This is a genomic window from Paraburkholderia sp., from assembly GCF_050742655.1.
Taxonomy (GTDB): domain Bacteria; phylum Pseudomonadota; class Gammaproteobacteria; order Burkholderiales; family Burkholderiaceae; genus Paraburkholderia.
This window is the reverse complement of record NZ_JBOIGG010000010.1, coordinates 31407-43633: the sequence shown is the minus strand read 5'-3', so window position 1 is coordinate 43633 and position 12227 is coordinate 31407. Positions and strand designations below refer to the sequence as shown.

General features: G+C 65.2%; 16 protein-coding genes and 1 riboswitch. Of the genes, 9 read left to right on the top strand and 7 right to left on the bottom strand.

Annotated elements, in window-relative coordinates; translation table 11 throughout:
• Window positions 1-154: 154 nt before the first annotated feature.
• Both ybgC and ydfG read right to left on the bottom strand, forming a co-directional pair.
• Window positions 155-628 carry a tol-pal system-associated acyl-CoA thioesterase gene (gene ybgC / locus ACREXZ_RS15690; protein WP_431765015.1) on the bottom strand — a complete coding sequence of 158 codons (474 nt, stop codon included), beginning with the start codon at window positions 626-628 and terminating at the stop codon, window positions 155-157.
• Window positions 629-731: 103 nt separating this feature from the next.
• Window positions 732-1478 (bottom strand): bifunctional NADP-dependent 3-hydroxy acid dehydrogenase/3-hydroxypropionate dehydrogenase YdfG, encoded by a 747-nt coding sequence (gene ydfG, locus ACREXZ_RS15685; RefSeq protein WP_431765014.1) that lies wholly within the window; start codon window positions 1476-1478, stop codon window positions 732-734.
• Between the two features lie 180 nt (window positions 1479-1658).
• A riboswitch (ZMP/ZTP riboswitch) is annotated at window positions 1659-1758 on the top strand.
• 177 nt (window positions 1759-1935) lie between these two features.
• Between ydfG and glyA the strand changes: the two genes are divergently transcribed.
• The 7 genes from glyA to ACREXZ_RS15650 all read left to right on the top strand — a co-directional run bounded on the left by glyA (window position 1936) and on the right by ACREXZ_RS15650 (window position 6647).
• The gene (gene glyA / locus ACREXZ_RS15680; protein WP_431765013.1) at window positions 1936-3183 is read left to right on the top strand and encodes a serine hydroxymethyltransferase; all 1248 of its coding nucleotides are present in this window, start codon (window positions 1936-1938) and stop codon (window positions 3181-3183) included.
• A 6-nt stretch (window positions 3184-3189) separates the two neighbouring features.
• The gene (nrdR, locus tag ACREXZ_RS15675; protein ID WP_431765012.1) at window positions 3190-3681 is read left to right on the top strand and encodes a transcriptional regulator NrdR; all 492 of its coding nucleotides are present in this window, start codon (window positions 3190-3192) and stop codon (window positions 3679-3681) included.
• Between the two features lie 189 nt (window positions 3682-3870).
• Entirely contained in the window at window positions 3871-4443 is a 573-nt protein-coding gene (locus tag ACREXZ_RS15670) for a GspH/FimT family pseudopilin (RefSeq protein ID WP_431765011.1), read from the top strand.
• Entirely contained in the window at window positions 4440-4877 is a 438-nt protein-coding gene (locus ACREXZ_RS15665) for a type IV pilus modification PilV family protein (RefSeq protein WP_431765010.1), read from the top strand. Before ACREXZ_RS15670 ends, ACREXZ_RS15665 begins: the two co-directional genes overlap by 4 nt.
• Window positions 4874-5680 carry a PilW family protein gene (locus ACREXZ_RS15660; protein ID WP_431765009.1) on the top strand — a complete coding sequence of 269 codons (807 nt, stop codon included), beginning with the start codon at window positions 4874-4876 and terminating at the stop codon, window positions 5678-5680. The genes ACREXZ_RS15665 and ACREXZ_RS15660 overlap by 4 nt, the downstream gene beginning before the upstream one ends.
• Window positions 5680-6183 (top strand): pilus assembly PilX family protein, encoded by a 504-nt coding sequence (locus ACREXZ_RS15655; RefSeq protein WP_431765196.1) that lies wholly within the window; start codon window positions 5680-5682, stop codon window positions 6181-6183. Before ACREXZ_RS15660 ends, ACREXZ_RS15655 begins: the two co-directional genes overlap by 1 nt.
• Window positions 6184-6200: 17 nt before the next feature.
• Window positions 6201-6647: a type IV pilin protein gene (locus ACREXZ_RS15650; RefSeq protein WP_431765008.1), complete on the top strand. Its 447-nt coding sequence runs from the start codon at window positions 6201-6203 to the stop codon at window positions 6645-6647.
• Window positions 6648-6702: 55 nt separating this feature from the next.
• On the opposite strand, the gene ACREXZ_RS15645 is transcribed toward ACREXZ_RS15650, so the two are convergent.
• From ACREXZ_RS15645 to ACREXZ_RS15635, 3 genes are all read right to left on the bottom strand, one after another.
• Entirely contained in the window at window positions 6703-7131 is a 429-nt protein-coding gene (locus ACREXZ_RS15645) for a DUF3318 domain-containing protein (protein ID WP_431765007.1), read from the bottom strand.
• Between the two features lie 81 nt (window positions 7132-7212).
• Window positions 7213-7596, bottom strand: coding sequence for a phage holin family protein (locus ACREXZ_RS15640; protein ID WP_431765006.1), 384 nt, complete (start codon window positions 7594-7596; stop codon window positions 7213-7215).
• 162 nt (window positions 7597-7758) lie between these two features.
• Entirely contained in the window at window positions 7759-8061 is a 303-nt protein-coding gene (locus tag ACREXZ_RS15635; RefSeq protein WP_431765005.1) for a DUF883 family protein, read from the bottom strand.
• 375 nt (window positions 8062-8436) lie between these two features.
• On the opposite strand from ACREXZ_RS15635, the gene ACREXZ_RS15630 reads away from it, so the two are divergent.
• Window positions 8437-9075 (top strand): peroxiredoxin, encoded by a 639-nt coding sequence (locus ACREXZ_RS15630; protein ID WP_431765004.1) that lies wholly within the window; start codon window positions 8437-8439, stop codon window positions 9073-9075.
• A gap of 90 nt (window positions 9076-9165) precedes the next feature.
• Here ACREXZ_RS15630 and ACREXZ_RS15625 read toward each other — a convergent pair whose 3' ends face one another.
• Window positions 9166-10356 (bottom strand): acyl-CoA dehydrogenase, encoded by a 1191-nt coding sequence (locus ACREXZ_RS15625; RefSeq protein ID WP_431765003.1) that lies wholly within the window; start codon window positions 10354-10356, stop codon window positions 9166-9168.
• Window positions 10357-10515: 159 nt separating this feature from the next.
• On the opposite strand from ACREXZ_RS15625, the gene ACREXZ_RS15620 reads away from it, so the two are divergent.
• The gene (locus ACREXZ_RS15620; protein ID WP_431765002.1) at window positions 10516-11301 is read left to right on the top strand and encodes an IclR family transcriptional regulator; all 786 of its coding nucleotides are present in this window, start codon (window positions 10516-10518) and stop codon (window positions 11299-11301) included.
• 32 nt (window positions 11302-11333) lie between these two features.
• On the opposite strand, the gene ACREXZ_RS15615 is transcribed toward ACREXZ_RS15620, so the two are convergent.
• On the bottom strand, window positions 11334-12167 hold the full coding sequence (locus tag ACREXZ_RS15615; RefSeq protein WP_431765001.1) for an EAL domain-containing protein: 834 nt from the start codon (window positions 12165-12167) through the stop codon (window positions 11334-11336).
• Between the last annotated feature and the right edge of the window lie 60 nt (window positions 12168-12227).

The window sequence follows — 12227 nt, the reverse complement described above, 5'->3', positions numbered from 1 at the left end:
AGAGGTTCTTGGTCACGTCCCGAAAGGGGCGTCCGGCTGCAAGGTGTGTCGAAGCTGGCGGTGAGCTAACCGGAAGCTTCGGCGTATCCTTCGCCGAACCATGCTTGGTGTGGCTTTGATCGTTGCGAGTTCACTGGCGATGTATCAACGGGATTCAGTCGCCTGTCGTTGACACGCCGGTCGTTACCGGACCGCGCCGCAACGCGGCGAGTACCGGTGGAGGAATGGCGGTGGCCTTGAACGCGCTGCGCTCGACGCAGCCAACCCGGATAGTACCGGTGGCGAGCAGCGTGCCGTCGCGCCATGCCTCCTGCACGAAATCGACCGATGCGCGGCCGAGCCGTTCGATCCGGCTGATCACCGTGAGGACGTCGTCGAGCCGCGCGGGCGCCCGGTAGTCGAGCGCGGTGCTGCGCACGATGAACATCGTGCCTGTTTCGTCGGCGAGCCGCCGCTGGTCGACGCCGCACGCGCGCAACCATTCGGTGCGCGCCCGTTCGAAAAACTTCAGATAATTCGCGTAGAACACGATGCCGCCGGCATCGGTGTCTTCGTAGTACACCCGAATCGGCCAGGTGAAGCCGATTTCCATGCCGGGCTGGCTGCTGGACATATTCATGCCGCGCATTTTACCGGAACGCGCCGCCGCTTCGCGATTTGTAGCTTATCCGGCCACTTGCGGCAGCGATGCGCGGCGAGTATCGCGTGTATCGCGAGTATCGCGTGTATCCCTAGCCGCGATGCACCGACAGCGCCGCGAACGACTGGGCGACCGGCATCAGTTCGATCGTGTTGATGTTCACGTGCGCGGGGCGCGTGGCGATCCAGTAGATCGAGTCGGCGATGTCCTCCGCTGTCAGCGGCTGCACGTTCTGATAGACGCCCGCGGCCTTCTGGTCGTCGCCATGGAAACGCACGTTTGAAAACTCGGTGCCGCCGCACAGGCCCGGCTCGACGTTGGTGACGCGCAAGGCCGTGCCGGCCAGATCGGCGCGCAGATTCAGGCTGAACTGGCGCACGAAGGCCTTGGTCGCTCCATACACGTTGCCGCCCGCATACGGCCAGTTGGCCGCCGCGGAGCCGAGGTTGAACACGTGCCCGCGATTGCGCTCGACCATCCCCGGCAGCAGCGCGCGGGTGACCTGCACGAGCCCCGTGCAGTTGGTGTCGATCATCGTCTGCCAGTCGTCCAGCACAGCCCGCTGTGCGGGCTCGAGGCCGAGCGCGAGGCCGGCGTTGTTGACCAGTACGTCGACGGCGGCGAAATCGGCCGGCAGCGTGCCCGGCACGGCCTCGACGGCGGCGCGGTCGCGCACGTCCAGTTCGAACGGCAGCAGGCGCTCGCCGAGTTCGCCGGCGAGCGCGTCGAGACGGTCCTTGCGGCGTGCGGTGGCGACGACACGATGGCCGCCGTTGACGAACGCTCTTGCGATGGCTGCGCCGAACCCTGCGGACGCCCCGGTAACGAACACGATCATTGCTGCTCCATGGTCGGTGAAAAAGGAAGGGCACAAGCCTACTTCCAATGCCGCGCTGCGGCAAGGTCGATTCGCCGTTACGGGCAGCGTGCGGGCGCCGTGGGGCGGGGCTGTCGGCGGACACGGGCGGGTGATAGCCCCGGTTGCCTATTCAAGGCCGTTCCCCTACACTAACGCGCTCAATCCCTGCGTGACTGGCGATAGAACCCTACGGGTTCAAGGTGGAACGACCCACCGTGAAGCGCAGGGTGCCGTTTTGCCGTTCGCCTGGGCAGCCGTGATCCGCGCGCCGTTATTTAGCGCCGTCGGTGGCTGTCCTGCCTCGCGTGTGCGGCGCTCCTTCATCCGCCATGTCAAGGCTGGCCCAGCCGCCAGCAGCGCCGCGTGCCCGCCATGTTTTTTCGCGCACCGTCCGGCGCACGATCCGGTCAACCTGAACACACTCAACGGAACCCGTATGTTTGACAGAGCCGAAAGCACTATCGCCAGCGTCGATCCCGAAATCTTCAAGGCGATCGAGCAGGAAAACCGCCGTCAGGAAGACCATATCGAACTGATCGCGTCGGAAAACTACACGAGCCCGGCCGTCATGGCCGCACAGGGCTCGCAACTCACCAACAAGTACGCCGAGGGTTACCCGGGCAAGCGCTACTACGGCGGTTGCGAATACGTCGACGTCGTCGAGCAACTGGCGATCGACCGCGTGAAGCAGCTGTTCGGCGCCGAAGCCGCGAACGTGCAGCCGAATTCCGGCTCGCAGGCGAACCAGGGCGTGTTCTTCGCGATGCTGAAGCCAGGCGACACGATCATGGGCATGAGCCTCGCGCACGGTGGTCACCTCACGCACGGCTCGCCCGTCAACATGTCGGGCAAGTGGTTCAACGTGGTCAGCTACGGGCTGAACGAAGCAGAAGACATCGATTACGACGCCGCACAGAAGCTCGCCGAAGAACACAAGCCGAAGTTGATCGTCGCGGGCGCGTCCGCGTTTGCGCTGCGCATCGACTTCGAACGCCTCTCGGCCATCGCGAAGTCGGTCGGTGCCTATCTGATGGTCGACATGGCGCACTACGCCGGTCTGATCGCCGCGGGCGTTTATCCGAACCCGGTGCCGCACGCCGATTTCGTCACGACCACCACGCACAAGAGCTTGCGCGGTCCGCGCGGCGGCGTGATCCTGATGAAGGCCGAGTACGAGAAGCAGATCAATTCGGCGATCTTCCCGGGTATCCAGGGCGGCCCGCTGATGCACGTGATCGCCGCAAAGGCCATCTCGTTCAAGGAAGCGCTGTCGCCGGAATTCAAGACGTATCAGCAGAAGGTCGTCGACAACGCGCGTGTGCTCGCCGAAACGCTGGTGAAGCGTGGCCTGCGCATCGTGTCGGGCCGCACCGAAAGCCACGTGATGCTGGTCGATCTGCGCGCGAAGCAGATCACCGGCAAGGCTGCCGAAGCCGCACTCGGCGCCGCGCACATCACGGTGAACAAGAACGCGATTCCGAACGATCCGGAAAAGCCGTTCGTCACGAGCGGCGTGCGTCTCGGCTCGCCCGCGATGACGACGCGCGGCTTCGGCACGAAGGAAGCCGAGCAGGTCGGCAACCTGATCGCCGACGTGCTCGAGAACCCGGAAGATGCAGCGACGATCGAGCGCGTGCGCGCGCAGGTCGCCGAGCTGACGAAGCGCTTCCCGGTTTATCGCTAGGCTGCCATGCACTGCCCCTTCTGCCGGCATGAGGACACGCAGGTCGTCGATTCCCGCGTGTCCGAAGACGGTGCCGCGATTCGCCGGCGCCGTCGTTGCGCGGCCTGCGACAAACGTTTTACGACGTACGAGCGGGTCGAGCTGGCGTTGCCGTCGGTGGTCAAGAAGGACGGCAGTCGCACTGAATTCGACCGCCGCAAGATCGTCGCGAGCATGCAGCTTGCGTTGAGAAAGCGGTCGGTCGCGGCCGACGCCATCGATGCGGCGGTTGCACGCATCGAATACCAGCTGCTCGGTAGCGGCGAGCGCGAAGTGCGCAGCGAGCGTCTCGGCGAACTCGTGATGAACGAGTTGCGTGCGCTCGATACGATTGCCTACGTGCGCTTCGCATCGGTGTACCGGCGCTTCGAAGACGTCTCCGAATTCGAGGACGTGATCGAGGAATTCCGTCGCGCGAGTTCGCCGCCCGCGCCCGTCAAGCCGTCGCGCAAACGCTGAAGCTTTACGTATGCGTGTTGGCGCCACGCCTGCTTCGTTCAGTTCGTTCATTCCTTCTCCCCGTTTTCGCTGTCCACGTGCAGGCTCGCACGGGGCTGCGTCTGTCCGCCACCTGGCCGTCCGGCCGATTGTTTCGCCCCGCATGCATCGATAGATTGACTGCGTTCCAGTCGAGTCAGGAGATGCGCGATGACGCTTGTTTCTTTACCGTTGCCGCCGCGTGCGCGCAGTGGATTCACGCTCGTCGAAACGCTCGTGGTGGTTGCGTTGATCGCGTCGCTTGCGCTGTTCGCCGTGCCTTCGTTCGTCGCGTGGCACATGCGCGATCAGGTCGACGCGCAAGCGCACGCGATGGTTGCGACGCTGAGCTATGCGCGCAGCGAAGCGCTGCGGCGTGGCGTGCGTGTGACCGTGTGCCGCATCGATACGCTGCGCCATTGCCTCGCGGTGGGTAGCGCATGCGGCAGTGGCGTATCGGACTGGTCGTGCGGCTGGGCCGTGATGGCCGACGAGGGTAGCTCGGCGCCGCCCGCGCTGTTGCGCCTGCAGACCGGCGTCGCGGCTGTCAGGGTGACGGGCCTCCTCACGAATCTCACGTTCACGCCGCCAGCCGGTCTCGCGATTGGCGGCTTTCGTAGCTTCGAGTTCGCGCCGCGTGCGGCTTCGCAGGCGATGCGCGGCGACGGCTGGCGCCGCTGTATCCGGATCGCGTCGGGTGGGCGTGCGCGGATCGCCGACGGCGGCTGCGGAGCGGCATCGTGAAGTGGCGTGCGTTTCGTCGTGGTGTAGAGGGCAATGCGTTGATCGAGGTCATGCTTGCCGTTTCGCTGATGGCCGGGACCGCGCTCGGTCTGATAGCCGCTCAACTATGGACCGCTCGCGAAGCACGCGCATCGGCGACACGCGTGCAAGCCGTGCTTCTGGCGGATGCATTGACGGAGGCCGCGCGCAGCCCCGGGGCCATCGATGCGGCATCGGCACGCTGGCGCTCACTCGCGGCAACGCTTCTGCCGCAAGGCGATGCATCGGTGCGCGACCTGGGCGGCGGTGCGTCGGTCGTGCAGGTGTTGTGGACGGCGCAGTCGAAAGCGCCGAAAGCACCGATGCGCGGCGATGTGGTCGACATGCCCGAGTCGTGCGGCGGCATCGTGGCGCCTGCGGGCATGCATTGCGTCGTCATGGCGTTTGCGCGATGACCGTCGCGATGCGTCGTCCGCGTGGGCATACGCTGATCGAATTGATGATCGCCGTTGCGCTGGGGCTCGTCGTGGTGGCCGGTGCCGTGTCGCTGTATCGCTCGCAGCGGGCGGCGTTTGCGCAGGCCGCGGACACCGCGCGCATTCACGACTCGGGTATCGCCGCACTGTCGCTGCTTGCCGCGCAGGTGCGCATGGCGGGCTTCACGCCGGCCCAGGTGCCGCCTGCGGATGTTGTGGCCGGACTCTTCGGCTGCTCGGGCGCGCGAGTCGTCGGTCCCAGTGACCAGCCGGCGTGCGAGACACTCGCCACCCATTCGGATGGACTGCGCGTGCGCTACGTCGGCGATACCGTTTCAACGTGGATGTCGGCGGATGGTCGCGCGACCGACTGTCTCGGACAGGGCGTCGACAGCGATGCCGACAGTAGCGACGGCAGACCGTATGCATCGATCGTCAACGGCTTCTACATCAAGACGGGCAGCACGACCGGCGAACCCGAACTGTATTGCGAAGGCAGCGGGCCTGGCTTCGCGCAACCGTTGGTGGAAGGCATCGAGCGCCTGCGCATCCGCTACTGGCTGCGGGGTGCGCAGAGCGCACTCGATGCATCCGCGATCGCGCGGAGCCAGTGGCCGCGGGTTGTCGCCGTCGATCTGTGCGTGCTGGTGCGCGGCGCGCCGCTTGGCCGGCGCATGCGCTACGTCGACTGCGACGACGCGACAGTCGTCGCCGCCGACGCGCGCGCCCGGCAGGCATTCTGGCGGCGCATCGCGATCCGCAATCAGGAAGAGGGCACGTGATGATCCGCATACCCACGCGGCGTATGCAGCGCGGCGTCGCGTTGCCGATCGTGCTGATGCTGTCCGCAATGATGCTCACGACGTCGGTGGCCTGGTTCGAGATGTCGATTGCCGCCGCGCGCGCAGCGTCGAATACACAGGATGCGTTGCAGGCGTTTCATGCCGCCGACGCCGCGTTGACGCGCTGTGCGCAGATGGCCCTCAACGGCACCGCGTCGGCGTTGCCGGACGTCGCGCTGGAGCCCGTCGGCTGGCAGCACGCAGCGACGTTCGATGCCGCTGCGCTGACGCCAGTGATGCAGTGGCCCGGCACGCCCCGGCCGCCGCAATGTCTGGTCGAGGGATGGCTGCTGCCGGCGCGCCCGGAGACGCGTGCGTGGTTGATTACCGCGCGAGGCTTCGGCGCGACACGGGCTTCGCAGATCTGGTTGCAGATGGAACTGGTCGTCGACGGCGAACGGGTCGAACGTCACTGGCGACAGATTGTCGCGCGGCCTTTCTGAATGATGGCGAGCACTTCATGACGAGACGGACCACCGCCTTCACGCTGCTCGAACTCGTGATCGCGCTCGCGATTGCCGCGACGCTCGCGGTCTTCGCGATCCCCGCGTATCGCAGTCACATCGCACGTGCGCATCGCATCGATGCCGCCGCGGCGCTGTATCGGGCAGCGCAATTCGTCGAGTCCGCGAACCCCGACGCGCAGCGCACGTTGCCGCCCGGTCTCGATCGCGCGCCGGAATCCGGGACGGCGGTGTATCGGCTGAGCGTGCTACCAGCCGATGCAACGAACGGCGGCTATGCGATTCGTGCGGCACCCGTTGACCCCGGGCCGATGAGCGACGATGCGTGCGGCACCTTCGTGCTCGATGCGACCGGCGCGCGAACAAACCGTGGCGCTGGTGGTGCCGGCGGTGGAGGGGAGGTCGCGGCGGACGCCGTCGACGAATGCTGGAACAGGCGTTGAGCGCAGAACGTGAACAACGGGATGAAGCGAGTCGCGCGATGACTTCGAGGGCTACTCAGTCTCCGTTGCGGCCATCTTTCATCTGCTGCCAGACACGGTACGCCTCCCACGCGACAAACGCGAGGCCGCCCCACTTGAGCAACGGCTTCGCACCCGCGACAACGGTCGCGCGCAACGGTTTCGCGAGCAGGATCGACGCGAGCGAGCTGACGAACGGATACTGCTTGAGCAATGCGCCGATGCCCATGTTCATGCCGCGGCCGAAGCCCCAGCGCGTGCGGCCGAAACCCGGCAGCAGAAACTTGAGCCAGCTGAAGTGCGTGACGGCCTGACGCAGTTCGAGCGTGGCCTGCGCGAGTTCCATCCGCTCGACATCCGCGCGGACGATCAGCAACTCCTTGCGCAGCGCGCGCAGATGCGGCGCGCTTAGTTCCCTCTCGTAGGGGCGCTTGCGAAATGCGGTATCGGGTTGGGACTGGCTCATGATCGGTCTGTCGGCTGCGTGATGACGGAGTGACGGGACATGATAAAAGCGGACAAAAACAGACCGCCCGCGGATGTCATGTCAGGGCTTGCGGAAAATATCGCGGTCTTTCTCGAATTCCTTCAGCGTGGCCTCGAACACGATCGGCGCGTTGTGCAGCCCGCTGCGCGCGCGCAATCCGCAGAACAGCGCGGCAAGCGCATAGACGAATGTGATACCGGCGAGCGCCTGCCAGCGGTACGTGTCCCAGAACGCGATCGCGACGAGCGCGGTCAGCGCGATCAACGCCATCGTCGCGAGCATCATCGCGGCGAGCCCGAGAAAGAGCACCGTGAGCAGGCGGTCTTTCTCCTCGCTCAACTCGATGCCGATCAGCTCGAGCCGGGTCTGGAGAATGGCGAATACGGAGCCGAGGATGCGGCGCAAGGGCCCGTGGTCCGCGCGCGAATGGGTTTCGTTCGTCATGGCCTCAGCGCGTTGTGCGTGCAGATGCACCAGAAAGGAGTCGGCCGGAAAACCGGCCGGCATGTTGGCATGTTGGCGTCACCGGCTTCGTGCCTGGTTACGCCGCTGCGCTACGCCGAGCGTGTCTGGAAGGACATGCCCGCGCAGCCCGCTTATTTGCGCTTACTTGCGGTTGATCAACAGCCCGACCAGCACGCCGACGCCGGCGGCGATGCCGATCGACGCCCACGGATGCTCGTGAACGTAGTCGTCCGTCGCGCGCGCGGCTTTCTTGCCCTTCTCGACGACGACCACCTGGACGTCGGCGGCCTTTTCTCTCGCCTGCTTCAGGCGCGACAGCGCGGTCTCGCGCAGTTCCGACGCGCGCTCGCCCGTTGCGCTCGCGGCCTGCTTCAGCAGGTCTTCAGCGTCCGCGAGGACGGTTTTGATATCCGACATCAATCTCTCCTTGTTGACTTCCGACATTGACTGCTCCCTGTGTCACGCCACGCGTGAATCGTAACGAAAGAAACGTCCGCTGGCGAGTGCACTGGCCGGCGCACCAAACTCACACTTACGCACGAACCGTTCCCGTCGATACGGGCCGGGTCGCGGCGGAACCGCTCGCATTGCACGGCTATTCACCGGCGGCGGCATGGAAGAAGCACGCGCACAGTGTGCCTCGGATGGACGGGATCTGTCCCGTAAAGTTTCCACGCGCCTGGTGAAAATTACAAAAACTCATAAAGTTCTGACGCGATGTTCGTTCGGCGCCGCCGCGGCTTCCCGTATGCTTCAACTCCTTGCGACTCGCGCGGCCGCAGGCCGCGGGTTCGCCCGATCACTTCAAGGAGCTGCATCATGAGTTTGCGTCTCGGCGACATCGCACCGGATTTCGAACAGGATTCGAGCCTCGGCCGCATCCATTTTCACGAATGGCTCGCCGACAGCTGGGGCGTGCTGTTCTCGCATCCGGCCGACTTCACGCCGGTCTGCACGACCGAACTCGGCCTCACGGCGAAGCTCGCGAGCGAGTTCGAGAAGCGCAACGTGAAGACCATCGCGCTGTCGGTCGACACTGCGTCGTCGCACAACGAGTGGATCAAGGACATTAACGAGACGCAAGCGGCAAGCGTCGGCTTCCCGATTCTCGCGGACGGCGACCGCAAGGTCTCGCAGCTCTACGACATGATCCATCCGAACGCGAACGAGACGCTCACCGTGCGCTCGCTGTTCGTGATCGATCCGAAGAAGAAGGTGCGGCTGATCATCACGTACCCGGCCAGCACGGGACGCAACTTCGACGAGGTGCTGCGCGTGATCGATTCGCTGCAGCTCACCGACAACTACCAGGTCGCGACGCCGGGCAACTGGAAGCAGGGCGACGACGTGGTGATCGTGCCGTCGCTGAAGGACGAGGAAGTGATCAAGCAGAAGTTTCCGAAGGGCTACAAGGCGCTGCGTCCGTATCTGCGTCTCACGCCGCAGCCGAACAGGTAAGCGGCTGGCGTACGAAAAAACTCCCGCGTTCTGCGAAGAACGCGGGAGTTTTTGTTTGAGCCTGCGACGCGGCGGGCGTGAGCCCAGCGCTCAGAAAAACGCCTGAATCCCCGTCTGCGCGCGACCGAGAATCAGCGCGTGAATGTCGTGCGTGCCTTCGTACGTATTGACGACCTCGAGGTTCACGAGGTGACGTGCGATGCCGAACTCATCCGAAATGCCGTTGCCGCCGAGCATGTCGCGCGCGAGCCGCGCGATGTCGAGCGCCTTGCCGCATGAATTGCGCTTCATGATCGACGTGATCTCGACGGCCGCCGTGCCTTCATCCTTCATCCGGCCGAGGCGCAGCACGCCTTGCAGGCCGAGCGTGATTTCGGTCTGCATGTCGGCGAGCTTTTTCTGGATCAACTGGTTCGCGGCGAGCGGCCGGCCGAATTGCTTGCGGTCCAGCACGTATTGCCGCGCCGTGTGCCAGCAGGATTCCGCGGCGCCGAGCGCGCCCCACGCGATGCCGTAACGCGCCGAATTCAGGCACGTGAACGGGCCCCGCAGGCCGCTCACGTTCGGCATCAGGTTGTCTGCCGGCACGAACACTTCGTCGAGCACGATCTCGCCGGTGATCGACGAGCGCAGGCCGACCTTGCCGTGAATCACAGGCGCGAACAGACCCTTCCAGCCCTTCTCGAGAATGAAGCCGCGGATCGCGTCCTTGCCGTCTTCCTCGAGCTTCGCCCACACGACGAACACGTCGGCGATCGGCGAATTCGTGATCCACATCTTCGAGCCCGACAGCGAATAACCGCCGTCGACTTTCTTTGCGCGCGTGACCATGCTGCCCGGATCCGAGCCGTGGTTCGGCTCGGTCAGCCCGAAGCAGCCGATCCATTCGCCGGTGGCGAGCTTCGGCAGGTACTTTTCCTTTTGCGCGTCGGAGCCGAATTCGAAGATCGGCACCATCACGAGCGACGACTGCACCGACATCATCGAGCGGTAGCCGGAATCGACGCGCTCCACTTCGCGCGCGATCAACCCGTAGCTCACGTAGTTGAGCCCGGGACCGCCGTACTGTTCGGGAATGGTCGGGCCGAGCAGGCCGAGTTCGCCCATCTCGCGGAAAAGGCCCGCGTCGGTCTTCTCATGGCGGAACGCGTCGAGCACGCGCGGCGCGAGCTTGTCCTGCGCATAGGCTTGCGCGGCGTCGCGCACCATGCGTTCGTCTTCGGTCAGCTGCTGGTCGAGCAACAGCGGATCTTCCCAGTGAAACTGCGCGGCGTCGGCCATGATGCGGATCTCCTTCGTGACTCTTCTAACAGGTGAAAACGGCGTCGAGATGGGCAAGCGCGCAAACGGCACAGCCCGGGTTCTGCTTAACTGAGCGCTTGACGGAAGTTCCGCTATGCGGAACAATGTTTTGCAAATCAGCACCGAGTGTACCACCCGATGACGCCCAACTCCACCCCCTCCGGTTCCATCGACGAGCGCAAGTTCGTCACCGCGCTCGCCCGCGGGCTCGACCTGCTGCGCGCGTTCCGTCCCGGCGAAACGATGCTCGGCAACCGCGATTTCGTCGAGCGGACGGGCCTCGCGAAAGCGACCGTGAACCGTCTCGCGTACACGCTGACGGTGCTCGGCTATCTGCGCTTCGACGAGACGCTCGGCAAGTACGCACTCGATGCGGGCGTGCTGTCGCTGGGCTTCGCGCTGCTGTCGGGCACCGACACGCTCGAGCTCGCACGGCCGCACATGCGCACGTTCGCACGCGAGGTCGGCGCGGCGGTGTCGCTGGGTTGCCGCGACGGGCTCGACATGATCTATCTCGAGACGATCCGCAGCGAGACCGCGCTGACGCTCGGTCTCGCATCGGGTTCGAAGCTATCGATGCTGACGAGTTCGATGGGCCGCGCGTACCTTGCTGTGCAGTCCGCCGATGCACGCGTCGCCTTGCTCGCCGAACTGAAGAAGGCAGCCGGCCGCGACGGCGCGGCGCTGGTCGTGGACGCGCAGCGCGAGATCGAGGCGTTCGCCGACGCGCGCTGCTGCTTTTCGTTTCGCGCATGGCACGACGACGTGAATGCGGTCGCGGTACCGTTTCGCGAGACGCGCGACGGCCGCTGGCTCGTGCTCAGTTGCAGCGGGCCGGCTTCGTCGATGGGAGAGGAGGTGTTTCGCAACAGCGTCGCGCCGCGATTGAAGGCACTGGCACGCCGGCTCGGCGACACGGGCTGACACGACGTGGCAGTGCACCGAGCCAGATCGGGTCAAGCCGCGCGCGGATGATCGTGCGTCGCGAACAGCGGGCCCTGCACGAAGCGCACGTCGTATTGCTGCAGCAGATCGAACTGCGCTTCGTCGGCGACGCGATCGAAGATCAGCGGAATGCGCAGCCGGTTCGCATAGCCAACGAGCGGCTTCACCATCGAATCGCGCAAGGCCGCGCCCGCATCCATCTTGATGAAATCGAGCCGCGCCATGTCGGACACGGACAGGATCTGTCCGGCGTTCGGCAGGTTGCCGGCGACCTTGAACCCGTAGTGCTGGTAGCTCTTCGTCAGATAGCCGAGGAACGTGCGGTGCGCGACCGCGGCCTGCGGCAGTTCGATCACGATGCGCGACGGATTCAGCCCAAACGAAATGAGCACCGCCGAAAAGTGCCGGCCGTGGTCGTACCTCACGCTCTTCAGCAGCCGCTCGTGAACCCGCAGGAACAGCAGCCCGTGACGCTGCGCACCGAAGAAATTGATCGCGTGCATCGCACGCGACATCCGGTCGAGCGCGACCAGCTGCGTATCTTCAGCGATTCGCTCGAACGAATCGTGTGCATCGAACGGCTCGCCGTCGATGCGCTCGGTGACCGCCTGGAAGCCGAGTTCGTCGCCGAGGCGGTCGGCCTGTTCCGGCGCCGAGCCGAGCGACTGTCCATACGCATGCACGCTGATGTCGAAGATCGGCTCGTACGCGCTCCCCAGCTGGAAGCCGTTGAAGCGGGCCACCGCGGTGCCGCTGTGCTCGCCTGTGCCGAGCGCCAGATGCTCGCCGAGAAACGGACGGCTCGCGGCGCGCGCGACGAGATCGGGGATGGTTAGGGGAATCATGGACGGGCAGGGCGTTTCTTGTCGGTCTGCGGCGGCATGCCGCACTCATTTAACGATGTT

Excerpts from the sequence above, each read along its gene's own strand:
- ACREXZ_RS15645 (WP_431765007.1), bottom strand. The coding sequence starts at position 7,131 with ATGAGCCAGTCCCAACCCGATACCGCATTTCGCAAGCGCCCCTACGAG.
- glyA (WP_431765013.1), top strand. The coding sequence starts at position 1,936 with ATGTTTGACAGAGCCGAAAGCACTATCGCCAGCGTCGATCCCGAAATC.
- ACREXZ_RS15620 (WP_431765002.1), top strand. The coding sequence starts at position 10,516 with ATGACGCCCAACTCCACCCCCTCCGGTTCCATCGACGAGCGCAAGTTC.
- ydfG (WP_431765014.1), bottom strand. The coding sequence starts at position 1,478 with ATGATCGTGTTCGTTACCGGGGCGTCCGCAGGGTTCGGCGCAGCCATC.
- ACREXZ_RS15615 (WP_431765001.1), bottom strand. The coding sequence starts at position 12,167 with ATGATTCCCCTAACCATCCCCGATCTCGTCGCGCGCGCCGCGAGCCGT.
- ACREXZ_RS15660 (WP_431765009.1), top strand. The coding sequence starts at position 4,874 with ATGACCGTCGCGATGCGTCGTCCGCGTGGGCATACGCTGATCGAATTG.
- ybgC (WP_431765015.1), bottom strand. The coding sequence starts at position 628 with ATGCGCGGCATGAATATGTCCAGCAGCCAGCCCGGCATGGAAATCGGC.
- ACREXZ_RS15655 (WP_431765196.1), top strand. The coding sequence starts at position 5,680 with ATGATCCGCATACCCACGCGGCGTATGCAGCGCGGCGTCGCGTTGCCG.
- ACREXZ_RS15670 (WP_431765011.1), top strand. The coding sequence starts at position 3,871 with ATGACGCTTGTTTCTTTACCGTTGCCGCCGCGTGCGCGCAGTGGATTC.
- ACREXZ_RS15640 (WP_431765006.1), bottom strand. The coding sequence starts at position 7,596 with ATGACGAACGAAACCCATTCGCGCGCGGACCACGGGCCCTTGCGCCGC.
- ACREXZ_RS15635 (WP_431765005.1), bottom strand. The coding sequence starts at position 8,061 with ATGTCGGAAGTCAACAAGGAGAGATTGATGTCGGATATCAAAACCGTC.
- nrdR (WP_431765012.1), top strand. The coding sequence starts at position 3,190 with ATGCACTGCCCCTTCTGCCGGCATGAGGACACGCAGGTCGTCGATTCC.
- ACREXZ_RS15630 (WP_431765004.1), top strand. The coding sequence starts at position 8,437 with ATGAGTTTGCGTCTCGGCGACATCGCACCGGATTTCGAACAGGATTCG.
- ACREXZ_RS15650 (WP_431765008.1), top strand. The coding sequence starts at position 6,201 with ATGACGAGACGGACCACCGCCTTCACGCTGCTCGAACTCGTGATCGCG.
- ACREXZ_RS15625 (WP_431765003.1), bottom strand. The coding sequence starts at position 10,356 with ATGGCCGACGCCGCGCAGTTTCACTGGGAAGATCCGCTGTTGCTCGAC.